This window comes from Acidovorax sp. sif0632, from assembly GCF_019218805.1.
Classification (GTDB): Bacteria; Pseudomonadota; Gammaproteobacteria; order Burkholderiales; family Burkholderiaceae_C; genus Acidovorax; species Acidovorax facilis.
Map to the genome: position 1 here is coordinate 722,442 of NZ_JAHUWW010000002.1, position 24,170 is coordinate 746,611.

Annotated in this window: 18 protein-coding genes and 1 pseudogene; 7 read left to right on the forward strand and 12 right to left on the reverse strand. The window is 65.8% G+C overall.

Annotated elements, in window-relative coordinates; all coding sequences use genetic code 11:
* Positions 1–97: 97 nt before the first annotated feature.
* The gene (locus tag KW832_RS08530) at positions 98–517 is read right to left on the reverse strand and encodes a YbaN family protein (protein WP_055393793.1); all 420 of its coding nucleotides are present in this window, start codon (positions 515–517) and stop codon (positions 98–100) included.
* Positions 518–622: 105 nt separating this feature from the next.
* On the opposite strand from KW832_RS08530, the gene def reads away from it, so the two are divergent.
* Entirely contained in the window at positions 623–1,162 is a 540-nt protein-coding gene (gene def, locus KW832_RS08535) for a peptide deformylase (RefSeq protein WP_218299770.1), read from the forward strand.
* 189 nt (positions 1,163–1,351) lie between these two features.
* Here def and KW832_RS08540 read toward each other — a convergent pair whose 3' ends face one another.
* Positions 1,352–3,961: a [protein-PII] uridylyltransferase gene (locus tag KW832_RS08540; protein WP_218299540.1), complete on the reverse strand. Its 2,610-nt coding sequence runs from the start codon at positions 3,959–3,961 to the stop codon at positions 1,352–1,354.
* Positions 3,962–4,047: 86 nt separating this feature from the next.
* Positions 4,048–4,863 (reverse strand): type I methionyl aminopeptidase, encoded by an 816-nt coding sequence (gene map, locus KW832_RS08545; protein WP_055393799.1) that lies wholly within the window; start codon positions 4,861–4,863, stop codon positions 4,048–4,050.
* 137 nt (positions 4,864–5,000) lie between these two features.
* On the opposite strand from map, the gene purL reads away from it, so the two are divergent.
* The gene (gene purL / locus KW832_RS08550) at positions 5,001–9,008 is read left to right on the forward strand and encodes a phosphoribosylformylglycinamidine synthase (RefSeq protein ID WP_218299541.1); all 4,008 of its coding nucleotides are present in this window, start codon (positions 5,001–5,003) and stop codon (positions 9,006–9,008) included.
* A gap of 193 nt (positions 9,009–9,201) precedes the next feature.
* Here the strand turns inward: purL and KW832_RS08555 are convergent, their stop codons facing one another.
* Positions 9,202–9,885 (reverse strand): methyltransferase, encoded by a 684-nt coding sequence (locus KW832_RS08555; protein WP_218299542.1) that lies wholly within the window; start codon positions 9,883–9,885, stop codon positions 9,202–9,204.
* 277 nt (positions 9,886–10,162) lie between these two features.
* Between KW832_RS08555 and KW832_RS08560 the strand changes: the two genes are divergently transcribed.
* The 5 genes from KW832_RS08560 (at position 10,163) to KW832_RS08580 (ending at position 15,397) form a co-directional block, all read left to right on the forward strand.
* The gene (locus KW832_RS08560) at positions 10,163–11,149 is read left to right on the forward strand and encodes a DUF808 domain-containing protein (RefSeq protein WP_218299543.1); all 987 of its coding nucleotides are present in this window, start codon (positions 10,163–10,165) and stop codon (positions 11,147–11,149) included.
* A 130-nt stretch (positions 11,150–11,279) separates the two neighbouring features.
* Positions 11,280–11,870 (forward strand): OmpW family protein, encoded by a 591-nt coding sequence (locus KW832_RS08565; protein ID WP_055393808.1) that lies wholly within the window; start codon positions 11,280–11,282, stop codon positions 11,868–11,870.
* Positions 11,871–12,274: 404 nt separating this feature from the next.
* On the forward strand, positions 12,275–13,192 hold the full coding sequence (gene egtD / locus KW832_RS08570) for an L-histidine N(alpha)-methyltransferase (RefSeq protein ID WP_218299544.1): 918 nt from the start codon (positions 12,275–12,277) through the stop codon (positions 13,190–13,192).
* Between the two features lie 18 nt (positions 13,193–13,210).
* On the forward strand, positions 13,211–14,401 hold the full coding sequence (egtB, locus tag KW832_RS08575; protein ID WP_370628652.1) for an ergothioneine biosynthesis protein EgtB: 1,191 nt from the start codon (positions 13,211–13,213) through the stop codon (positions 14,399–14,401).
* A 153-nt stretch (positions 14,402–14,554) separates the two neighbouring features.
* A complete protein-coding gene (locus KW832_RS08580; RefSeq protein WP_055393814.1) occupies positions 14,555–15,397 on the forward strand; it encodes an SPFH domain-containing protein in 843 nt (280 codons plus the stop codon).
* Between the two features lie 142 nt (positions 15,398–15,539).
* Here KW832_RS08580 and KW832_RS08585 read toward each other — a convergent pair whose 3' ends face one another.
* The 8 genes and pseudogenes from KW832_RS08585 to KW832_RS08620 all read right to left on the reverse strand — a co-directional run bounded on the left by KW832_RS08585 (position 15,540) and on the right by KW832_RS08620 (position 24,170).
* Positions 15,540–16,823 (reverse strand): O-acetylhomoserine aminocarboxypropyltransferase/cysteine synthase family protein, encoded by a 1,284-nt coding sequence (locus KW832_RS08585; protein ID WP_218299546.1) that lies wholly within the window; start codon positions 16,821–16,823, stop codon positions 15,540–15,542.
* Positions 16,824–17,105: 282 nt separating this feature from the next.
* Positions 17,106–17,903, reverse strand: a complete 798-nt coding sequence (locus KW832_RS08590; protein WP_142146785.1) for a Crp/Fnr family transcriptional regulator — start codon at positions 17,901–17,903, stop codon at positions 17,106–17,108.
* A 95-nt stretch (positions 17,904–17,998) separates the two neighbouring features.
* Positions 17,999–19,891 carry a nitric oxide reductase activation protein NorD gene (locus KW832_RS08595; protein ID WP_218299547.1) on the reverse strand — a complete coding sequence of 631 codons (1,893 nt, stop codon included), beginning with the start codon at positions 19,889–19,891 and terminating at the stop codon, positions 17,999–18,001.
* A gap of 794 nt (positions 19,892–20,685) precedes the next feature.
* A pseudogene (locus KW832_RS25890) lies at positions 20,686–21,054 on the reverse strand (4Fe-4S binding protein); the annotation flags it as partial.
* Positions 20,987–21,796 (reverse strand): CbbQ/NirQ/NorQ/GpvN family protein, encoded by an 810-nt coding sequence (locus KW832_RS08605; protein WP_142146773.1) that lies wholly within the window; start codon positions 21,794–21,796, stop codon positions 20,987–20,989. The pseudogene KW832_RS25890 and the gene KW832_RS08605, both read right to left, overlap by 68 nt.
* 21 nt (positions 21,797–21,817) lie before the next feature.
* Complete coding sequence (locus KW832_RS08610) at positions 21,818–23,254, reverse strand: cbb3-type cytochrome c oxidase subunit I (protein WP_218299548.1); 1,437 nt, start codon at positions 23,252–23,254, stop codon at positions 21,818–21,820.
* Positions 23,255–23,269: 15 nt separating this feature from the next.
* A complete protein-coding gene (locus tag KW832_RS08615) occupies positions 23,270–23,704 on the reverse strand; it encodes a cytochrome c (RefSeq protein ID WP_142146769.1) in 435 nt (144 codons plus the stop codon).
* 193 nt (positions 23,705–23,897) lie between these two features.
* On the reverse strand, positions 23,898–24,170 hold the full coding sequence (locus KW832_RS08620) for a cytochrome C oxidase subunit IV family protein (protein ID WP_218299549.1): 273 nt from the start codon (positions 24,168–24,170) through the stop codon (positions 23,898–23,900).

Here is a 24,170-nt window from a genome sequence, read left to right on the forward strand (position 1 = left end):
GATTTGACGGCGTGTTCTTGCGTGGTGTTGCGGTCGCGTGCCGAGGTGTGCGAATGACGGCCAACTTTCACTACTCCGGTGAGGGGAAGGGTGGGCTTCAGGGCTCGGGGCGGTGCCACAGCCAGGCTGCCACGCAAACCATGGAGGTGATGGCGATACCCACCACCCACGGCCGGGTGCCCGTGGCGAACAGCACGATGCCGCTCAGCGCCATCAGCAGTGTGGCGCTCCACTTGGCCCGTCGGCTGACCTTGCCGCCCTGGGCCCAGTTGCGAAGCAGGGGGCCGAACAAGCGGTGGTTCCACAGCCAGCGGTAAAGCCGTGGCGAGCTGCGGGCAGCGGCCCAGGCCGCCATGAGGATGAACACCGTGGTCGGCAGTCCGGGAACGATCACACCGATGATGCCCATGACCAGGCACAGCACGGCAAATGCGAGCAGCAGCCAGCGCACGGGCCAGGGCAGGGTGCGCAGTGGCGGCGCGGCGTCTTCGTGGGACTCGGTGGGGGGCTGGGGCATGTCCGTTATTGTGAATGCCCCGGCGGCAGCACCGGGGCGTGCGCACGCGCTATGCTGCCGCAGCAGCGCATGCGCCGCTTTTCTCTTGACCTGAATGCACCTTCGATGACCATCCACACCATCCTGAAGATGGGCGATCCGCGCCTGCTGCGTGTTGCCCAGCCTGTCACTGAATTCGATACCGATGCGCTTCACCTTCTGGTGCGCGACATGTTCGAGACCATGCAGTCTGTCAACGGAGCGGGACTTGCGGCGCCGCAGATCGGCGTGGATCTGCAGCTCGTGATTTTTGGATCTGGCGAGCGCAATCCACGCTACCCGGACCGGCCCGTGGTCCCTCCCACCGTCTTGCTCAACCCGGTCATCATGCCCCTTGGTGATGAGGAGGATGAGGACTGGGAAGGTTGCCTTTCGGTGCCAGGGTTGCGCGGCAAGGTGCCCCGCTGGTCGCGCATTCGCTATACCGGGTTTGATCCGTATGGCGACCCGATCGACCGCACGGTGGAAGGGTTTCATGCCCGGGTGGTGCAGCACGAATGCGACCACCTCATCGGCAAGCTCTACCCCATGCGGGTGCGCGATTTCACGCAGTTCGGCTTTACCGAAGTGCTGTTCCCGGAGATCAGCGCCAACGAGGACGACTGATGCCTCCGCCTGACAGGCGCACATCCGTCACCGGTGTACCCGCACCGGGATAGATCTTGCTGTGGGTGAGGGCTTCGTACGCGTGGTTGCTGAAGCTGATCAGGGTTTCATATATTAAAAAAAAGCCGCTAGCGCTCTCTGGTAAAGCGCTGGTTGCTATTAATAAGAGAGCATTTTGTTGGGCATGAATCACGCGGACAGTTCGCGCAGCAGCTCGGTCTCGATCTCGATCTGGCGGGCGTTGTTCTGCAGCTCGGGGCCCTGGATCAGGAAGGTGTCTTCCACCCGCTCCCCCAAGGTGCTGACCTTGGCCAGTTGCACGCTCAGGTGGTGCTGCGCCAGGATACGGGCCACCAGGTAGAGCAGGCCCGCCCGGTCGCTGGCCGAGATGGCCAGCAGCCAGCGCTGGGCCTTTTCGTCGGGTCGCAGGGTGACGCGCGGCGCCACCGGAAAACTCTTGACCCGGCGCGAGACCCGCTTGCGGGCGGGCTCGGGCAGCGGGCCACCGGCCTCGATCACACGCACCAGATCGCTTTCGACCATGTGCGTCAGCTCCCGGTAGTGCCCCGGCTGCGATGGGGCCACCACCTGGAAGGTGTCGAGGGCATAGCCGTTGTTCGCGGTGTGCACGCGGGCATCCAGGATGGAAAACCCCGCGCGGTCGAAATATCCGCAGATGCGCGCAAACAGATCGGCCTGGTCAGCCGCATACACCATCACCTGCAGCCCGTCGCCTGCCAGCGACTGGCGCGCGCGCACCACAGGCTTTGCCGTGCCGACATGGCGCGACAGGTGGCGCGTGTGCCAGGCGATGTCGGCAGCCTCGTGCCGCATGAAATAGCTCACGTCCAGCGTGGCCCACAGGGCCTTGTGTGCCTCGAAGGGCAGGGCGCTCAGGGCCAGCAGCACCAGCGCCTCGCGCTTGCGGGCCTCGATTTCGGCGGCAGCGTCGGGCGCCCGGCCGCCCAGAGTGCGCAGCGTGGCGCGGTACAGGTCTTCCAGCAGTTTGCCCTTCCACGCATTCCACACCTTGGGACTGGTGCCACGGATGTCGGCCACGGTGAGCAGGTACAGCGCGGTGAGATAGCGTTCGTTGCCTACGCGCTGCGCGAACGCGGCGATCACGTCGGGATCGCTCAGGTCTTCCTTTTGGGCGATGCGGCTCATCGACAGGTGTTCGCTGACCAGGAATTCGACGAGTTTTGCGTCCTCGCGGGCGACGCCGTGTTGGCGGCAAAAGCGGCGCACTTCCACGGCACCGATCTGCGAGTGGTCGCCCCCACGGCCTTTGCCGATGTCATGGAAGAGTGCGGCGATGTACAGGATCCACGGCTTGTCCCAGCCGCCAGCCAGCTGCGAGCAAAAGGGGTACTCGTGCGCGTGCTCGGCCATGAAGAAGCGGCGCACGTTGCGCAGCACCATCAGGATGTGCTGGTCCACCGTGTACACGTGGAACAGGTCGTGCTGCATCTGCCCGACGATGCCGCGAAACGCCCACAGGTAGCGGCCCAGCACCGAGGTCTGGTTCATCAGCCGCATGGCATGCGTAATGCCCGACGGCTGCTGCAGGATGCGCATGAAGTTGTCGCGGTTGACCGGGTCGCGGCGGAAAGCGCCATCCATCACGCCGCGTGCGTTGTACAGCGCACGCAAGGTGCGGGCTGACAGATCTTTCAGGCCCACCGTGGTCTGGTAGAGCAAAAAGGTTTCGAGGATGGCGTGTGGGTCGCGCGTGTAAAGGTCATCGCTGGCCACCTCGATGAGCCCAGCCTTTTCGAAGAAGCGCTCGTTGATGGGGCGCGGCTCGTGCGTCGAGGGATTCAGGCGCTCTTCGATGTTCAGCAGCAGGATCTGGCTGAGCTGCGATACAGCCTTGGCCGCCCAGTAGTAGCGCCGCATGAGGCTCTCGCTGGCGCGCATGGGCAGCCGCGATCCGTCGGGCGCCTGTGAGCGGTAGCCAAACGACTCGGCCACGGCGGTCTGCAGGTCAAACACCAACCGGTCTTCATGCCGCCCAGCGGCGGCATGCAGGCGCGCACGGATGAGGCACAGCACCGCCTCGTTGCGCTCGATCTGGCGCACCTCGAACGCGGTGGCCATGCCGCTGGCGGCCAGCTCTTTCCAGTTGCGGCCCAGCCCCGCGGCCTGGGAGACCCACAAGATCATCTGCAGGTCGCGCAGCCCCCCAGGAGACTCTTTGCAGTTGGGCTCCAGCGAATAGGGCGTGTTCTCGTACTTGTTGTGGCGCTGGCGCATCTCCAGTGTCTTGGCCACCAGAAACGCCTGGGGATTCATCTGCGCGCGGTACTGTCGCTGGAAGTCTTCAAACAGCGCTGCGTTGCCGCACACGAGGCGTGATTCAAGCAGGGAGGTCTGCACGGTGACATCGCCCGCACTTTCGGCCAGGCATTCGGCCACCGTGCGCACGCTGGAGCCAATCTCCAGCCCCGCATCCCAGCAGCTGCCGATGAAACCTTCGAGCTGGGTGCGCAGTGCGCTGCCCGCCTCGGGCGCCGCACCATCGGGCATCAGCAGCAGCACATCCACATCCGAATAAGGAAAGAGCTGGTCGCGCCCGAAGCCGCCCACCGCCACCAGGGCCATGTCGGCAGGCAGTTCGGCGCGCTGCCACAGCGTTTGCAGCAGGTTGCCTGCCAGGGTGGACAGCTTGCGCAGCAGCACCCGGATGCCGCGTGTGGAGGCCCCCGTCGCTTTCATGGCGGCCAGCAGCGCCGCTTTGTCGCTGCGGTAGGCGTCCCGCAGGACGTGCACTTCAGGCAGGGCATGGATTTTGGTCATGGTCGTCGAAGGTCGCGCTGAAGAAGGGCCATGCAAAAAGCCATGCAAGAGTTGTGCGAGCCGGCTGGCAGGGGCCGGCGAGCGGGTCAGGTCTTGGTCGCGGTCACAAACGCCGGGAGCGGCGGCGAACCTGCCGACAGCGTCATGACTTCATAGCCTGTTTCGGTAACCAGCACCGTGTGCTCCCACTGGGCTGACAGGCTGTGGTCCTTGGTCACGATGGTCCAACCGTCGTTACCAAAGTCTTTTACCTCGCGGCGGCCAGCGTTGATCATGGGCTCGATGGTGAACACCATGCCGGGCACCAGTTCTTCGAGCGTGCCGGGGCGGCCGTAGTGCAGCACCTGAGGCTCTTCGTGGAATTTTTTGCCAATGCCATGGCCGCAGAACTCGCGCACGATGGAAAAGCCCTGGCCTTCGGCAAACTTCTGGATGGCGTGGCCGATGTCGCCCAGATGCGCGCCGGGCTTGACCTGCACGATGCCGTGCCACATGGCATCAAACGTGATCGCCGACAGCCGCTTGGCGGCGATCGAGCATTCGCCGATCAGGTACATGCGGCTGTTGTCGCCATACCAGCCGTCCTTGGTGATCACAGTCACGTCCACATTGACGATGTCACCCTTCTTCAAAGGCTTGTCGTTGGGGATGCCGTGGCACACCACATGGTTGACCGAGGTGCATAGCGAGGCCGGGTAGGGTGGATAACCCGGTGGCTGGTAGCCCACGGTGGCCGAGATGGTGCCCTGCTGGGCCATGCATTCGGCGCCCAGGCGGTCGATCTCTTTGGTGGTGATGCCGGGCTTGATGTGGGGGGCGATGTAGTCCAGTACTTCGGAGGCCAGACGGCAGGCCAGGCGCATGCCCTCGATGTCCTCAGCGCTTTTGATGGTGATGCTCATCCCCGGATTATCCCATTGGCCCCCGCGCCACGCAGGCGGTGCGGCCATGCCCGGTAAAATAGCGGGCTCCGGTCCTGGCTGCACGCTGGCGCCCGGAGCCACCCTCTACCCCTGACACCCCCCAACAGGCCGCTACCGTGACCTTGCACATGACCACGCTGGCGGGCGGCAACGCCCTCAGCTCCTTCCGCGCCCAGCAACTTCAACCCGCCCTGGAGGCGATCCACCCCAAGATCAGCGGCATTGCAGCGCGTTTTGTGCACCTGGTCGCTACCGACGCGGCCCCTACACCCACTGAGCAAGAACGTTTGGCCGCGCTGTTGACCTACGGCGACCCTTATGCGGGCCCCGAAGACGGCGCCGCGCTCATCGTCACGCCCCGCCTGGGCACGCTGTCGCCCTGGGCCTCCAAGGCCACCGACATCGCCCGCAACTGCGGCATCGCCATCCGCCGGGTCGAGCGCATCACTGAATACCGCATCAGCCTCAAATCCGGTCTGCTGGGCAAAACCCCTGAGCTGACGGCCGAGCAGCTGGGCCAGGTGGCCGCCTTGCTGCACGACCGCATGACCGAATCGGTGGTGGCCGACCGCAGCGCCGCCGCCGCGCTGTTCACCGAACTGCAGCCCGCGCCCATGGAGCATGTGGACGTGCTGGCCGGCGGCCGCGTTGCACTCGAAGCCGCCAACACCCGCTTTGGCCTGGCCCTGGCCGATGATGAAATCGACTACCTCGTGACCGCCTTCACGGGCCTCGCGCGCAACCCCACCGACGTGGAGCTGATGATGTTCGCGCAGGCCAACAGCGAACACTGCCGCCACAAGATCTTCAACGCGCAGTTCACCATCGACGGCGTGGCGCAGGACAAGAGCCTGTTCGGCATGATCCGCAACACGCACCAGCTGGCGCCCCAGCACACGGTGATCGCGTATTCGGACAACGCTTCGGTGATGGAAGGCCACCAGGTCGAGCGTTTTGTGGCAAAAATGGACTCCAGCGCTTATCCATCAAGCGCCAATAGCTATCAAAAGAGTAGCGTAACCCAGCATGTGCTGATGAAGGTGGAAACCCACAACCACCCCACGGCCATCTCTCCCTTCCCCGGCGCATCGACCGGCGCAGGCGGCGAGATCCGTGATGAAGGCGCCACCGGCCGGGGCTCCAAGCCCAAGGCGGGCCTCACGGGCTTCACGGTGTCCAAGCTCTGGGGCAGCACCGTGGGCAAGCCCGAGCACATTGCCAGCCCGTTGCAGATCATGGTCGAAGGCCCCCTGGGCGGCGCGGCGTTCAACAATGAATTCGGCCGGCCCAACCTGAACGGCTACTTCCGTGAGTACGAGCAAGAAGTCGGTGGCGTGCAGCGCGGCTACCACAAGCCCATCATGATCGCGGGCGGTGTGGGCGTGATCGACGCCGAGCTGACCAAGAAGATTGAATTCCCTGCGGGCTCGCTGCTGATCCAGCTGGGCGGCCCCGGCATGCGCATCGGCATGGGTGGCAGCGCCGCCAGCTCCATGGCCACTGGCACCAACGCGGCCGAGCTGGACTTTGACTCGGTGCAGCGTGGCAACCCCGAGATCGAGCGCCGCGCGCAAGAGGTCATCAACCACTGCTGGGCGCAGGGCGCGGCCAACCCGATCCTCGCCATCCACGACGTGGGCGCAGGCGGCCTCTCGAATGCCTTTCCCGAGCTGACCAACGACGCAGGCCGTGGCGCACGCTTTGACCTGCGCGCCGTGCAGCTCGAAGAGTCGGGCATGGCGCCCAAGGAAATCTGGAGCAACGAATCGCAAGAGCGCTACGTGCTGGCCATCGCGCCCGAGTCGCTGGAACAGTTCAAGGCCTTCTGCGAGCGCGAGCGCTGCCCGTTTGCCGTGATCGGCACGGCCACCGAAGAGCGCCAGCTGGTGCTGCACGACCCTGCTGCTACGGCCGACGACCAGAAGCTGCCCGTGGACATGCCCATGAACGTGCTGCTGGGCAAGCCGCCCAAGATGCATCGCGATGTGAAGACGGTGGTGCGCGAATTCGCACCGATGGACTTGACCGGCGTGCCGCTGCAAAAGGCTGTGATCGACGTGCTGGCCCATCCCACGGTCGCGTCCAAGCGCTTCCTCATCACCATTGGTGACCGCACCGTGGGCGGCCTGAGCCACCGCGACCAGATGGTTGGTCCCTGGCAAGTGCCCGTGGCCGATTGCGCCGTGACGCTGGCCGATTACAAGGGCTTTGCGGGCGAGGCCATGAGCATGGGCGAGCGCACTCCGCTGGCCGCCATCAATGCACCCGCATCGGGCCGCATGGCGGTAGCCGAGGCCATCACCAACCTGCTGGCTGCGCCCATCGAATTGCCGCGTGTGAAGCTCAGCGCCAACTGGATGGCCGCCTGTGGCGAGCCCGGCGAAGACGCCGCGCTGTACGAAACCGTGAAGGCTGTGGGCATGGAGCTGTGCCCCGCTTTAGGCGTGTCAATCCCCGTGGGCAAGGATTCGCTGTCCATGCGCACGCAGTGGAGTGAGGGCGCGGACAAGAAGAAGGTCACGTCCCCCGTCAGCCTGATCGTGAGCGCATTCGCCTCACTGTCCGACGTGCGTGGCACGCTCACCCCCCAGCTCGACGCCACCGAGGCCGACACCACGCTGGTGCTGATCGACCTTGGCAGGGGCCAGAACCGCATGGGCGGCAGCATCCTGGGCCAGACGCTGGAGCAGAGCGGCGATGTGGTGCCCGATGTGGATGATCCGAAAGACTTGGTGAACCTCGTCAACGCCGTGAACGCACTGCGCGCCAAGGACCAGATCCTGGCGTACCACGACCGCAGCGATGGCGGCCTGCTGGCGGCCGCCGCCGAAATGGCGTTTGCGGGCCATGTGGGCGTGGCGCTGAACGTGGATTTGCTGGTCACTGAAGGCGACGGCATCAGCGACAGCCGCATGGACACGGGCGATGCCAAGAACTGGGCAGGCCAGGTGGGGGCTCGCCGCGAAGAGCTCACGCTGAAAGCCCTGTTCAACGAGGAACTGGGTGTGTTGCTGCAGGTGCGTACTGCCGAGCGCAACGACGTGATGCAGACCTTGCGCGAGCATGGCCTGTCCAAGTTCAGCCACTTCGTCGGCAAAACGCGTCCAGCATCGTCCGAGATCGACGCAGGCAAGGGCGAACTGCAGGTCTGGCGCGATGCCAAGGCCGTATTCAGTGCGCCGCTGGCCGACCTGCACCAGGTGTGGGACGCTGTGAGCTGGAAGATTTGCCAGCAGCGCGACAACCCCGCCAATGCCGATGCCGAACACGCCGCAGCGGGCGAGCCCACCGACCCCGGCATGCACGTGCACCTCACGTTCGACGCCACTGACAACGTGGCTGCGCCATACCTGAACCTCGCCAAACCCAAGGTCGCCATCCTGCGCGAGCAGGGTGTGAACTCGCACATCGAGATGGCCTACACGTTCACGGAAGCAGGCTTTGAGGCCTACGACGTGCACATGACCGACCTGCAGACTGGCCGCGTCAAGCTCGAAGACTTCAAGGGTGTGGTTGCCTGCGGCGGCTTCAGCTATGGCGACACGCTGGGTGCGGGCATTGGCTGGGCTCGGTCCATCACCTTCAACCCTGTGCTGGCGGCGCAGTTCCAGGGCTTCTTCGGTCGCACCGACACGTTCGGCCTGGGCGTGTGCAACGGCTGCCAGATGTTTGCCGAGCTGGCCGACATCATCCCCGGCGCACAAGACTGGCCGCGCTTCACCACCAACCAGAGCGAGCGTTTCGAAGCCCGCCTCTCGCTGGTGGAAGTGCTGGAGTCCCCCAGCCTGTTCCTGCAGGGCATGGCTGGCAGCCGCCTGCCGATTGCCGTGGCGCATGGCGAGGGTTATGCCAACTTCAAGTACCGGGGCAACGCCGACAAGGCCATTGCCGCCATGCGCTACGTGGACAACCACGGGCACGCGACGGAGCAGTACCCCTTCAACCCCAATGGCAGCGCAGGCGGCCTGACGGCGGTGACCACGGCCGACGGCCGCTTCACGGCCATGATGCCGCACCCCGAGCGCGTGTTCCGCAACGTGCAGATGAGCTGGACGAGTGAAGACAAGGCGCAGTACAGCGGCTGGATGCGCATTTGGCGCAACGCGCGCAAGTGGGTAGGCTGATCCGGCGCTGATCATCTGCACCGCTGCGGCGGTTGTTGCCAAAAGGCTGGCCCCTCATGGGGTCGGCCTTTTTTCGTGGAGCCAACCCTTGAGGAAGGTGGGCGGTGCGGGTGAAAGGCGGCAAGCCAAGGGCTGCTCCGCAACGAGGGCCTGGGCCCCCCTCGGGTGAGGGTGCTCCCGGCGGCTCAGGGGCTCATCCCATCTTGCGTTGGTAGATCAGCAGGCGGCCCTTGTAGGCCGGGCGGTCTTCCAGGGCCGGGTGGTCGAGGCGCTCCTCCACCACCTCAAACCGGTGCACTGCCATCTGTTTGTGGAAGGTAGAGCGGTTGCCCCGGTTCGGGTCCACGATCCAGATCTGCGCGCCTTGGCCGGCGTGGCGGTCCAGAAACCTGGCCAGCGAGGCGCGGGCGTCGCGTTCATACAGCACATCGCTGCCCATGATGAGATCGAACTGACCTTGTACCGCGCCTGTTCCCGCGGCGGCGTCCGCGCCCCACTGGCCCGTGCGGTATTTGAGGGGCGGCAGGCCGTTGAGCCGCAGGTTTTCCAGCAGAAACGTTGGTGCCAGCGGGTGGCAGTCGCTGGCGGTCACATCCATGCCGCGCCGGTGGCACACCAGGCTTGCCAGGCCCAGGCCACAGCCAATCTCCAGCACGCGCTCGCCGGTTAGCAAAGGGCGGCTGGCCATGCGTTGTGCCAGCTGTGCCCCCGATGGCCAAAGCAGGCCGAACAGGGGCCACGCGGCCGACGATATGCCCAGCGCCTCGGCGGCTCCCAGTGGATCAGAGAACTGTTGCTTGTCGAGCAATGATCGAATGATCAGGTCGGCTGCGCCAGTGATGGCGATGTCTTCGTGTTTGGTGAGGTAGCCGGGCATGGCTTGGGCATGAAGCCCGAATGAGAGCACATGCTCCAGGACCCCAGAGGTGATGGGTGAGGGCGCGAGTATGCGCTTTGTGCGGAGGCGGCATTCGCGCCGCCCATCGCTGGGCGGAGCAAGGGGCGGCACGCCAGGGGGAAACAGGTCGCACAAGGGCCGCCCAGACCGAGGGGTCTGTGCCGCGCGGCGCCGTTGGCCTGGGCGTTGCTATAGTCCGGCGCACGCATGGCGGCATGCCCGCCGATTTTGTACAGACTTATTTCAAGGATTCCCCATGGCCACTGGCAGCCTGCTTGCCCTGTTGGACGATATCGCCACCATCCTCGACGACGTGGCCCTCATGACCAAGGTGGCGGCCAAGAAGAGCGCTGCCATGGCCGATGACGTGTCGGTCATGACCAAGGTGGCCGCGCAGAAGACGGCGGGTGTGCTGGGGGATGACCTGGCACTCAATGCCCAGCAGGTCACCGGGGTGCGGGCCGAGCGCGAAATCCCTGTGGTCTGGGCCGTGGCCAAGGGTTCGATGATCAACAAGGTCATCCTGGTGCCTGCCGCGCTGCTGATCAGCGCGTTTGCGCCCTGGGCGGTCACGCCTTTGTTGATGGTGGGGGGCGCATTTTTGTGTTTTGAGGGCTTTGAAAAAGTGGCTCACAAGCTGTTGCATGCCCAGCACCAGGATGAGGCCGAGCACGAAAGCCATGCCAAGGCCAATGCGAACCCCGCGGTGGACCTGGTAGCCTTTGAAAAGGACAAGATCAAGGGCGCGGTGCGCACCGACTTCATCCTGTCGGCCGAAATCATTGCGATCACGCTGGGCACCGTGGCCAGTGCACCGTTTACGCAGCAGGTGGCCGTGCTGTCGGGCATCGCCATCATCATGACCATCGGTGTGTATGGCCTGGTGGCGGGCATCGTCAAGCTCGATGACCTGGGCCTGTGGCTCAACAACAAGGCCAGCAGCGTGGCCCGTGCCGTGGGGGCAGGCATCCTGCGCGCTGCTCCCTGGCTCATGAAGGGCCTGTCCATTGCTGGCACGGCGGCGATGTTTCTGGTGGGCGGCGGTATCCTGGTGCATGGCGTTCCGGTGCTGCACCATGCTGTAGAGGGCGCAGCTGCCGCAGCAGGCCAATGGCCGACGGGCGGGTTGTGGAAGGTGGTGGTGGAGAATCTGCTCAACGCGGTCGTGGGCATCGTGGCCGGGGGTCTGGTGCTGGCCGGTGTCACGCTGGTGCAGCGCCTGCGCGGCAAGTCCACAGCGTGAGAATGGGTATGTCTTGATCTAGGTCTAAGGGTTAGTACGGGGGTCTTGAGATAGGGCAAGGTCGGCGGGTGGATGCAGCGGTTCAATACATGCACGGGGGTCGTCCCCGTCCAACCGATGCGAAATCACCATGAAAAAAACTCTGCTGGCTGTAGCCGCTCTGTGTGTTCTGTCTTCTGGCGCTGCGCTGGCGCAACAAGCAGAAGGCCCCTGGATGGTCCGCGCGCGCGTTGTCAACCTTGACAGCGCCAACAAGGACAGCACACCGCTGGGCCTGACGGTCAACGACAAGACCATCCCTGAAGTAGACATCACCTACTTCTTCAACAAGAACATCGCCGCTGAGCTGATCCTCACCGTCCCCCAGAAGCACACCCTGCGTGCGGGCGGCGCTGCCATCGGCACGCTCAAGCACCTGCCTCCCACGCTCACTGTGCAATACCACTTTGACGTAGCCGGCTTTAAGCCCTACGTGGGTGCGGGCCTGAACTACACGCGCTTCTCCGGCGTGCACCTGCCCGCTGGTGTGGACATTGACCGCAACAGCTTTGGCCCCGCCTTGCAAGCCGGCGTGGACATTCCGCTGTCCAAGAACCTGTACCTGAATTTCGACGTGAAGAAGGTCTACATCAAGACCGACGTGAGCGCAGGCGGTGCCAAGCTGGGCACCTTCAAGGTGGACCCCGTTCTGGTGGGCGTGGGTCTGGGCTGGCGCTTCTAGTGTGGTGTTGCAGGCTTGACGGCACATTTAAAACCGAAGGATTTTTGGTCAGGGCAAGGCGCAAACCACAGCGATACCCGTAGGTATCGCGAGGATTTGCAACGCAGCCCTGGCCGAAAAGACGCGGTTTTAAGTGCCGGATAGCGTGCAACACCACACGAGGGAGGCTGGGGTCAAGGTTGGCCCTGCATTCCTGGCAGCAAGAGTTCTCCAAGGTTAAAAGGGCTGGCGCCTGCGCCAGCCTTTTTTTTGGGGGGTGCGGAAATGGCCTACACACAGCTGCAGGCGAGGCGACGCACAATGGCGTGAGGGAGCGTGTGGGGCGTGCCGCCGTGTATGCGCCCCAGGTGCCTCTGCTTTTTGACCACCCGGCGGCGCTGCCGCACCCAACGTCTCACTGACCCATGCTCCTGCCTCGCTACTCCGACATCACGCACGGGCTGACCCAGCGGCCCGCACGCATCTCCCCCAAGTATTTTTACGACCAGCACGGCTCGCAGCTGTTTGAGGCCATCACGCGCCTGCCGGAGTACTACCCCACGCGCACCGAGATGGCACTGATGCAGACGCATGCGGACAGCATTGCAGGCATGGTGGGCCCGGGGCGTACCCTCATCGAACTGGGCGCAGGCAACTGCCAGAAGGCCCGCACCCTGTGCCGCCTGGTGCAGCCGGCGTGTTTTGTGGGTGTGGACATTTCAGCGGATTTTCTGGAACAGGCGGTGCAGGGGCTGCGCGACGATTTCCCCGCGCTGGATGCCCGCGCACTGGCGGGCGACATGACCCTGGGGGTGGCACTGCCGGACGACATTCCCCGCACCGGCCGGCTGGTGTTCTACCCGGGCTCTTCCATCGGCAACTTCGATCCCCCGCATGCCCTGGAACTGCTGGGCCACATGCGCGAGCTTGTGGATGACGATGGCGGCCTGCTCATCGGCATCGATCTGCCCAAGGACGTGGCCGTGCTGGAGGCGGCCTACGACGATGCGGCGGGCGTGACGGCCGAGTTCAATCGCAACGTGCTGCGCCACGTGAACCGCCTGATCGGCAGCGACTTTGATGTGGGGCAGTGGCAGCACCGTGCGTTCTTTAACCCCGAGGCGTCGCGCATTGAAATGCACCTGGAGGCGACATCCGATACCGAGGTGTGCTGGCCCGGCGGCGGCCGCAGGTTTGAGCAGGGCGAGCGCATTCACACCGAGAACAGCTACAAATACCCCTTGCCCGTGTTCACCGACATGCTGGCCCGCGCTGGTTTTGCACAGGCCCAGGCGTGGACGGACGAGCGCGGCTGGTTTGCGGTGGTGCACGCGCGTCCCTGATCAGTGGCTGCAATGACCATGGCATCCAACACACTGCAGTCCCGCTACACCGCCGTGCGCGGTCGCTCGGTGGCATTGGCGGCGCCCCTGTCGCCCGAGGACTGCAGCGCGCAGTCCATGCCGGACGCCAGCCCCACCAAATGGCACCTGGCGCACACCACCTGGTTTTTTGAAACCTTCGTGCTCGAAGCGCACGAACCCGGGTTTGCGCCGTTTGCGCCCGCGTTCCGGGTGCTTTTCAACTCTTACTACAACGGTGTGGGGGCCAAGCACCCGCGCCCGCAGAGGGGGCTGCTTACGCGCCCCGCGCTCCATGAGGTGCTGGCCTACCGGGCCGATGTGGATGCCCGCATGGCGCGCCTGTTGTCTACCGTGGCGCACGATGCCGCTTTGTGCGCATTGATCGAACTGGGCTTGCAGCACGAGCAGCAGCACCAGGAGTTGATGCTCACCGACATACAGCACCTGCTGTCGTGCAACCCGCTGTTCCCTGTTTATGCGGCGGCTTGCGATGTGGTGCCACCGCCCGTGGCTGCAACTTTGACGTGGCATTCTTTCGACGGAGGGCTCATCGAAATCGGCCATAAAGGCGAAGGCTTTGCGTTTGACAACGAAGGCCCACGCCATCGCACGTACCTGCACCCTTACGCACTGGCCTCGCGCCTTGTTACCCAGGCTGAATTTGCGGCCTTTGTGGGGGGCGGGGGCTACCAGAACCCCATGCTCTGGCTGGCGGAAGGTTGGGATTGGCGGGCAGCACAGGGTCTGAATCACCCGCTGTATTGGCACCGCGTGGAAGGCGAGTGGTACCGCTTCACGTTGGCCGGCCTGCAGCCGCTGGAGGGCGACCAACCGGTGGTGCATCTGTCGTACTACGAGGCTGATGCCTACGCGCGCTGGGCGGGAGCCCGCCTGCCGACCGAGGCCGAATGGGAGCACGCTGCGGCGCAGGATGCCGACCCCATGGTGCAGCTTTTTGGCGTCGCCTGGCAATGGACACAGTCGAGCTACGCCCCGTACCCCCGCTTTCAGGTGGCGGCAGGTGCCGTGGGCGAATACAACGGCAAGTTCATGGTGAATCAGTACGTGCTGCGGGGCTCGTCCTGCGCTACGCCACCGGGGCATGAGCGGCTGACCTACCGCAACTTCTTCCCGGCCACCGCGCGCTGGCAGTTCACGGGCATCCGGCTGGCGCGCGACCTGGGTTGATACGGGGCTCTGCCGTCCCGAAGGCTGCTGTAGACAGCGGCGAACGACGCGTTTTTGGTGGGGTAGGGCTCTCCTACAATCGCGCTCGCTCGCCCTGCCGGCGCAGCCACGGCGCGCCGTGCCTACCAACCCCTTTTGACCCGTGAGACTCCCATGACCGCTTTGCGAACCTTGTCCCTGTTGTGCCTGAGCGTTGCACTGGGCGCGTGCAGCCAGATCGATACCGGCAATGTGGGTGTGGAGCGCACGCTGGGCAAGGTGGGGCAGGAGGCCCTGCCGCCGGGGCTTTACTTCACGCTGTTCAAGACGGTGGATGAATTCACGGCTAAAGAGGTGAGCTTTTCGCTGGAGAACCTCACCCCCAAGAGCCGTGACAACCTGACCATGCAGGACGTGGACATCGACATCTATTTCAAGACCACGCCGGCCTCCATCCCTACGCTGTTCGTCAAATACCAGGGCGATGTGGTGCAGCACAGACAAGTGGTCAAAGACGGCACGGCGGACCTGCTGGTGGCCTACAGCCGCGTGCAGCGCGAAGCCCGTGAAGCCATCTACAAGGCCATTGCCCAGATGGATGCGACCACCATGCACACCAAGCGCGCAGAGCTGGCAGAAAGCGTGCGCACCACCTTGCAGGCCGAGCTGGACGCCACGGACAAAGGCGCCTTCACTGTCACCGCCGTGAATGTTCGCAACATGCTGACGGACAAGGCCATCGAATCCGCCATCCGCCAGCGCGCCGAGACAGACCAGGCGATCGAGAAAAAGCGCAAGGAGATCGACTTGGCCAAGGCCGAGGCAGAGCGCCTGATCGTGCAGGCCGAAGGCGAGGCAAGGGCCAACCAGATCATCAGCGCATCGCTCACGCCCGCGCTCAAGGAAATCCGGCTGGCCGAGATCCAGCGCGACACCGCCCTGGCCATTGCCAGCAAGCAGGGCAACACGGTGCTGATGGGCGGCGGTGCTGCACCACTGGTCAGCGTGGGCCGGTGAATCAGGGGGGGCAAGCGGTGCTACTGTGGGTTGATTTGCTATTAAAATTATAGCTATTAGCGCTTGCCAGTCAAGCGCTGGAGGCCAACAACACTTGAAATTCTGAGTGACCATGCGCCCACAGCGCATGGCCACCCGCGCATCACACCTTGTCGAGCGCCTGAGCCAGGTCGGCCTGCAGGTCATCGATGTGCTCGATGCCCACCGACAAGCGCACCATGCCCTCGCTCACGCCGGCCTTGGCCAGCTCCTCGGGGTTGAGCTGGCGGTGGGTGGTCGATGCGGGGTGCGTGGCGAGGGACTTCGCATCGCCGATGTTGACCAGGCGTGTGAAGAGTTGCAGCGCATCCAGAAAACGTGCACCGGCCGCACGTGGGTCGGCGTCGCTGTTCTTCACGCCAAAGCTCAGGATGCCCGAGGCTTTGCCGCCTGACTGGCGCTGCACCAGCGCGTGGTCCGGGTGGTCGAGCAGACCGGCGTAGCGCACCCATTCCACCTTGGGATGGCTTTGCAGATACTTGGCAATGGCCAGCGTGTTGTCGCAGATGCGGTCCATGCGCAGCGCCAGGGTTTCGATGCCTTGCAGGATCAGGAAGGCATTGAGCGGCGCCAGCGCCGCGCCGGTATTGCGCAGCGGCACCACGCGCGCACGGCCGATGAAGGCAGCCGGGCCCAGGGCCTCGGTGTAGACCACGCCGTGGTAGCTCACATCGGGCTCGTTCAGGCGCGGGAAGCGGGCCTTGTGCTCGGCCCACGGGAACTTGCCGCTGTCCACAATCGCGCCGCCCACGCTGTTGCCGTGGCCGCCCAGGTACTTGGTGAGCGAGTGCACCACGATGTCGGCGCCATGCTCGATGGGGCGCAGCAGGTAGGGGCTGGGCACCGTGTTGTCTACGATCAGCGGCACGCCGTGGTCGTGCGCCACCTTGGCCAGCGCGGCGATGTCGGTCACATTGCCCAGCGGGTTGCCGATGGACTCGATGAAGATGGCCTTGGTGCGCGCATCGATGTGCTGCGCAAAGCTGGCCGGGTCACGCGGGTCGGCAAAGCGCGTGGTGATGCCTTGCTGCGGCAGCGTGTGGGCAAACAGGTTGTAGGTTCCGCCGTAGAGCGTGCTGGCCGACACGATGTTGTCGCCCGCCTCGGCAATGGTCTGGATGGCATACGTGATGGCCGCCATGCCCGAGGCCACGGCCAGTGCGGCAATGCCGCCTTCCAGTGCCGCGACGCGCTTTTCGAGCACGTCGGTGGTGGGGTTCATGATGCGGGTGTAGATGTTGCCCGGCACCTTCAGATCGAACAGGTCGGCGCCATGCTGGGCGCTGTCAAACGCGTAGGCCACCGTCTGGTAGATGGGCACGGCCACGGCCTTGGTGGTGGGGTCGGGTGCGTAGCCTGCGTGCACGGCCAGGGTTTCGATCTTCATGGTGCAAGGTCCTTCTGAACGGTTGGATGGGACGGGCGGCTGCGCCGCCGCGGGGCCATTCTTGCATCGCTGGGCGTTGCGGCCTTCGAATCGTTGGTGATGAGCTTATGGCGTCGACAACGGCCCGTTGAAAAACGCTCGCGTGCAGCCTTCGACATGCTCAGCGCAGGCTAGTCGATGTGCCGCGCCAAGCGTGGGCAGGTTCCGCCCGAACGGTGGAGAAAGGTGCAAAAAAAAGTCGGCTCAACCCGTGCGGCCAGGCAGGGCCGTCTCGGGCCCGGCTCAGGCAGGCAGCGCCACGGCGGCCTGGGCCGACATGCACCGGCGCGAGCAGGGCTCGGGCCAGGTGTGTGCGGCCAGGCGTGCCGCGTCGGGGATGTGGATGTCGCGCTTGTCCATGCGGATGAGCCCAGCGTCCTCCAGTTCGTGCAGCACGCGCGAGAAGTACTCCGGCGTGAGCGACAGGCGCGAAGCCATGGTGGCCTTGCTCACTGGCAGCGTCACATTCAGGCCGCCGGGCCCCTGCGGCTGGCCGTGGCCCGCGCAGGCCAGCGCGATGCCCGCGGCGTCGCTCGACTCCTCCGGCAGTTCGTGCAGCAGGTAGCTGATCACGCGCTGCATGCCGCTGTGCAGCGTGTAGGTCTGCACGTCATGCACCAGCCCGTGCAGCCGCCGCGAGATGCCAGCCAGCATGCGCATCGCAAAGCGCGGGTCGGCCTCGATCTCGCGTTCCACCGTGCCCTTGTCCACGCTCAGCAGCAAGGTCTCGGCCAGCGCCTGGGCGTTGATGATGTAGGGCTTGCCGGTGAACATCAGCGCCTCGGCAAAGCTGCTGCCAGGGCCTACCAGTTCGATCACCTTCTCCTGTCCGGCGGGCGACAGGGCGAAGAGCTTGACCTGGCCCAACACCGTGACGTGAAACTCCTCGCACGGCGTGCCCACGCGGAAGATGCTGTCCCCGCGCGCAAACCGGCGCAGGCGGCAGCCGCTGGCCAGGCGCGCCAGGTCTTGGGGGGTGGATTCCTGGAACAGCGGCAGGGCCGAGAGGTAGCGGGGAATATCGAACAGCCGGATGTCCATGGCGCGGGCTCGTAGGTCGTGATGTGGGATGCGCCATTAAACAAGGATGCGGCATGAATCTTCATGACCTTGGTCAAAGGTCATGGTGCACTGCGTCATTGCTGGCGCGTGAGCTGGCTGTACACCGCCGCCAGCCGCTGCGCCAGATCGCGCGGGCGGTGCACCAGGGCGTAGCCCTGCTGGCCGAACAGGTAGGGCAGGTAGTCGTGGCCGGCGTCGTCGATGGTCACGGCAAAGGGCGTGAGGCCCTGCGCACGCGCTTCCTGCACCGCGTGGCGCGTGTCCTCCAGCCCATAGCGGCCTTCGTACACGTCCAGGTCGTTGGGCTTGCCGTCGGTCAGAAGCAGCAGAAGGCGCTGGCGCTCGGGCCGCGCGGCCAGGCGCGCCGTGGCGTGCCGGATGGCTGCTCCCATGCGCGTGTAGTAGCCCGGCTTGATGGCGCCCACGCGTGCACGGGCCGCGCCCGTCCAGGCTTCGTCAAAGCCCTTGAGATGCTGGATGCGCACGTTCTGGCGCCGCACCGAGCTGAAGCCCAGCATCTCGAAGGTGTCGCCACCGGCCGCCAGCGCCTCCCCAAAGACATACAGCGCGTCGCGGATCACGTCCACCACGCGCATGGGGCGGCCCGCACCGGCCACGTGCGCGTCGGTGGAAAGCGACAGGTCCGCCAGCAGCAGCGTGGCCAGGCTGCGCTCGGCCCGCACGCGGCGCTGCCACACGGCGGGCGACTCGCTGCGCCAGGCGGCTGCGTCCGCTGCATGGCGCACCCAGGCATCCACATCCAGCTCGTCGCCATCGGCCTGGGCGTGGGCGCGCAAGGGGGCTGCGCGCAGCACCTCCAGGCGGCGGCGCACCTGCCGCACGGTGGTGCGCAGCTGCGCGTTGGGCGTGAACGGTGTGGTCTCGCGCGCCACCCGGCATTGCACGGCGCAGTGCGCGGGGCGCAGCACGCCAGCTTTCCAGTCCCACTCGGGGAGGTGTTCCCCGGGGCCCAGCACCACGTCGTCGGCCGCCGCGCTGGGCAGGTCCAGGTCGAAGCGCACGCGCGCGGCCAGGCGGTTGGCGTTGTCTGGGTCTTCGGCGATGGAGAGCACGTCCATGTCGCGCGCGGCTTCCAGCGCGTTGCCGTCGTCGCTGTCGTCGTCGGCCCGCTGCACCTTGGTGAACTCACCCCACGAGAGAATGGACTCTGCGCGGAAGAACAGCATCAGCGGCGCTGCATGGCGTTCATCGCGCACGCGCTCGGCCTTGCGGCGCGTGCGGTCTTCCGGCGCGGGTGGGACGGCATCGTTGACGGATCGGTCGCCCGGGGATCGCGCCTGGCGGCGCGGCGCATCGGCGGTGCTGATATCGCAGCCCTCCAGCCACAGCCAGACGGGGGCTACGTTGGCGGGCGTGAGACCCTTCGGCCATGCGACGTTTTTCGGGAAGCCATGGTCCCACTCGCCCCGCAGGGCGCGCTGCACCAAGGCCTCGGCTTCGGCAGCAGTGCCGCGCAGGGTGCCGGGCGACGGCCGTAGCGTGAGCTGCGCCTGCCGCAACTGCGCGTAAGTGATGGCCAGGCCGGGGAAGGTGTCCAGCGTGGCCCGCGCTGCCGCCACGTTGTGGCTCAGCCAGCTGTCGCCGTGGTGTGCGGCGACGGTGCCCCATTGCGAGGCCAAAGCGGCCAGCCAGAGGTAGAGCGATCGGTTCAGCGCCCTGTCTGCAAACACCGCCACCGTGGGCGGCAGGGCCAGCAGGTCGCCATGCAACTCCGGCAGGGCCGCGCGCGTGCCGCTGCCCGCCACGCGCTGCGCCCAGCCGCGCGGCCCGCCGTGGCTGCGCGCCGCGGCGGGGCCGATGCGCATGCCTGCCGGGCCGCCCCCGCAGCGCAGCAGCAGGCCCAGCGGCTTGCGCATCTCGTCGAGCGACACGGCGGCCGCGGCGTGGCCAGGCTCGGCCCAGCGGGTGACGAGGCGGTGCCATTGCTGGCCGATCCACTCTTCCATGTCAGTGCTCCGCGGCGTTGGCCGCATGGGGTGCCGCAGGCGTGGCGCAAGGGGGCACGCCCGCGTTGCGGGGGGGCACGTGAGGGCGCGGCCAGGGCCGCGCCGCGCCGGGTCTGCAGCGATTCGCGCAGGGCATCGACGCCGATGCTCCATTGCAGCAGGGGCTCGCGCTGCTGCGCGGCCTGCGATGCCTCGCAGGACTGCACGCACAGCCCGCACTGCACGCACGAAAACTTGCGCCGCTTGAACTGGCGCGGCGGCAGATGCATGGGGCAGGCGCGGTCGCAGGCATTGCCGTGGGGCGCATCGCAACTGCGGCAGTGCGCGGGGGTGGCTGGCTCCAGCCCCGTGGCCGCAGGCTTGGGGCGGGCCGCTGCCTGGCGCCCGGCATCGCGTGCAAAGCCCACCACCCGGCCGTGCGGGTTGGCCATCCACACCAGGCTTTGAAAGAGTCCCACGGCGCAGCCAAAGCGGCAAAACAGGTGCCGCGCCAGCAGAAATTCCGCGCTGAAGACGGCGGTGCCTGCGACGAGGAAACGCAACTGCCCCGGGGTGGACGTGCCCGTCACCAGCCGGCCCCACACATCGGCAGGTGGCAGCAGGTAGGTGAGCAGGGTGATGGCCCACACAAAGCCCATCAGCACGGAGAGCAGCACGAACACCGGCCACCAGCCGTGGCGCGGCGTGAGGCCCTGGCGCGGCGTGGGCTTGCGGTCCCACAGCGACAGACGGCCGCAGGCTTTTTGCAGCACGTGGTTGAGCAACTCCACCAGCGAGAAATGCGGGCACAGCCAGCCGCAGTAGAGGCGCCCATAGCGCCACGCCACGGCCAGAAAGGCGCCGACGAGGGCGATGGCCGGGAGCAGGGCGCGCACAAAGATCCGCCAGGTCATCTCGCCCGGGCCGATCAGCCCCTGGCGGAAGTCGTCGATCCCCAGGCTCCAGCGCTGGCCCAGCACCCACAGCTGGACCTCGGTGATGTCAAAGCGCAGCAGGTTGAGCGCGGGTGCCAGCAGGAACAGCGCGAAGAAGGCGATCTGGAACGTGCGGCGCTGGCGTTGCATGGAGCGTGGGCATGAGGCAGTGGCTGGTCGGTCAGCCGAGGAGTGCTTGCACGACCTCACCCAGCGCCACGGCGGTATCGGCGTCGTCCGTGAGCGCATCCACGATGGCCGCGTGGCACGCGGCCCGCAGCGGAACGCCTGAGACGGCCAGCCGTGCGGCCATCACCAGCAGCCGGGTGCTGGCGGTTTCTTCCAGGTCCTGGTCGGTCAACTGGCGCAGGGCGGTGCCCAGGCGCACCAGCGTGGTTGCCAGCTGGGGGCTTGCGCCCGCTTCGGTGCGCAGGATGGCTTCCTCGACCGCCGGGGCCGGGTATCCCAGGGTCAGCGCGATGAAGCGCTGGCGGGTGCTGGGCTTGAGGCTCTTGAGCAGGCTTTGGTAGCCCGGGTTGTACGAGATCACCAGCATGAACTCGGGCGGTGCGGCCAGTTGTTCGCCAGTGCGCTCGATGGGCAGCACGCGCCGGTCGTCCGCCAGCGGATGTAGCACCACGGTGGTGTCCTTGCGGGCCTCCACCACCTCGTCCAGGTAGCAGATCGCCCCCTGGCGCACGGCGCGAGCCAGCGGGCCGTCGGCCCACACGGTGCCCTCTGCGCCCAGCAGGTGGCGGCCCACCAGGTCGGCGGCGGCCAGGTCGTCATGGCAGCTCACCGTGATGAGGGGCCGCCCCAGGCGGGCGGCCATGTGTTCCACAAAGCGCGTCTTGCCGCAGCCCGTGGGGCCCTTGATGAGCAGCGGCAGGCGCTGGCGCCAGGCATGCTCGAACAGCGCGGCCTCGCCGCCCTGCTCGGCGTAGAAGGGCAGGGCGGCTGCCGCGATGCGGTGCAGTTCACTGTGGTCCATGGCGGCGTTCCTTGCGCGGCCTCAGGCAGTGCCCAGGGCCGAGCGGCGCGGGGAATCCACGCGGCCTTCTTCGGTGACGGGGTCGCCGCCAATGAAGAAGCTGGCGAAGTACAGCAGTTGCCCCAGTAGGAAAATCACGCCGCCCGCAACGCGCACCCAGTAAAAGATGGCCAGCTGGTCCTGCGTGGCCATGAAGCCCATGGCGTTGGTCTCAGGAATGCGCTGCAGCCACACCTGCAAAATGCCCGCGCCGGTGAGTGCCAGCACCATCACGGCCATGCCGATGCTCATGATCCAGAAGCTCCACATCTCCGCCGCCTGGGCCCGCGGGCTGTTGGCAATGCGCCCGCGCAGCGTGGGCATGGCGTAGCTGATGAGCGTGATGACCACGAGCACATACGCGCCATAGAAGGCCAGGTGGCCGTGGGCGGCGGTGATTTGCGAGCCGTGGGTGTAGTAGTTCACGGCGCTCAGCGTGTGGATGAAGCCCCACAGCCCAGCGCCCAGGAAACCCAGCACGGCGGTGCCCACGGCCCACAGCACGGCGGCCTGGTTGGGGTGGTCGCGGCGGCGGCGTTGCACCATGTTGAAGGCGAACACGGTCATCATGAAGAAGGGGATGGGTTCCATGGCGCTGAAGATGCTGCCGATCCAGTGCCAGTAGCCGGGCAGGCCGATGAAGTAGAAGTGGTGGCCGGTGCCCAGGATGCCGGTCATCAGCGCGAAGGCGATGATCACGTAGAGCCATTTGTCGATCACTTCACGGTCCACGCCGGTTGTCTTGACCAGCACGTAGGCCAGCAGCGCGCCCAGGATCAGCTCCCACACGCCTTCCACCCACAGGTGGACCACGAACCACCAGTACATCTTGTCGCGCACCAGGTTGTGCGGGTTCACGAAGCTGAACAGGAACATCAGCGCCAGGCCCCACAGGCCCATCAGCAGCACCAGGGAAATGGCAGTCTTGCGGCCCTTGAGCACCGTCATGCTGATGTTGTAGAGAAAGCCCAGGGCCACAACCACGATGCCCACCTTGGTGGGCAGCGGCTGCTCCAGGAACTCGCGGCCCATGGTCTGCAGCAGGTCGTTGCCCGTCAGCTCCGCCAGCTTGGCGTAGGGCACCGTGAGGTAGCCCACGATGGTGAGCGCGCCCGCCACGAGGAAGACCCAGAACAGCACCTTGGCCAGCAGCGGCGAGTGCAGTTCGGTCTCGGATTCCTCGGGCACCATGTAGTAGGCCGCGCCCATGAAGCCGAACAGCAGCCACACGATGAGCAGGTTGGTGTGCACCATCCGCGCCACGTTGAACGGGATGTAGGGGAAGAACAGGTCGCCCACCACGTATTGCAGCCCCAGCGTGATGCCGAAGATGATCTGCCCGGCGAACAGTGCCATGGCCGTGATGAAGTAGAGCTTAGAGACCGATTGGCTCTGGTATTTGAGTGTTGGAATGTGCATGGTGTCGGTCCCTCTTCAGCCTTCGATGTTGGGTGGCCAGTTCTCGGTGTTGATCTCGCCGGTCCACTTCAGGAACTCGACGAGCTCATCGAGCTGCTGGTCGGTGAGGTTGAACTGCGGCATCTGGCGGCGGTGTGCCACGCCGGTGGGCTGGACCTTCATCCACACCTTGATGAAGTCGCCGCCCCGGCGCTTGTAGACGTTGCCCAGCTCGGGGGCGAAGTACGCGCCCTCGCCCAGCAGGGTGTGGCAACCGATGCAGTTGCGGGTCTCCCAGATCTTCTTGCCTGCCACCACGGCCGGGGTGATGGCCTGGGCGTTGGAGCGTTCGGGGATGCGGCGCTCGCTGTCGAACACAATGGCGGCAAACAGCAGGGCGAAGAACACCGTGCCCCCGTAGAACATGTTGCGGGCCATCTGTTTGGTGAACCCGCTGTGTGATTGGCTCATTCGAAGCCCTCCTTGAAATGGACGGCTATATCCTCCCAATTTGCTCGGCTTTTTTCCTTGAACCGGTTCAAGGAATGCGCAGCTGCCCCCGGCTTTGCTGTGCGGAGTTTTTGAGCAAAAATGGCCCCCAGCGCTTGTGTGGCAAGCGCGGGAAGCTATTGATTTGATAGTGGATGGCGAAGGTGGCGGCGGGCTATCGCGGCCAGAGCGTCGCCGCCAGCACCAGCAGCACCACGGCGGCCAGCCAGCCCAGCAACAGGCGGCGCCACAGCGCGGGGGCGTGGCGCAGCTCCATGTAGTCCAGGATGATGAGGCAGCCTTTGGCCGCCGCCAGGGCCAGCACCAGCACGGCCGCGCCGGTGCCCAGGCCCTGCGCCCCGGCGCGCTCGCCCAGCCAGGTGGTGAGGGCCGTGGCGGCCAGCAGGGCCAGCCAAAGGGCGTCGATGCGGTGGAACAAGCGGGTCAT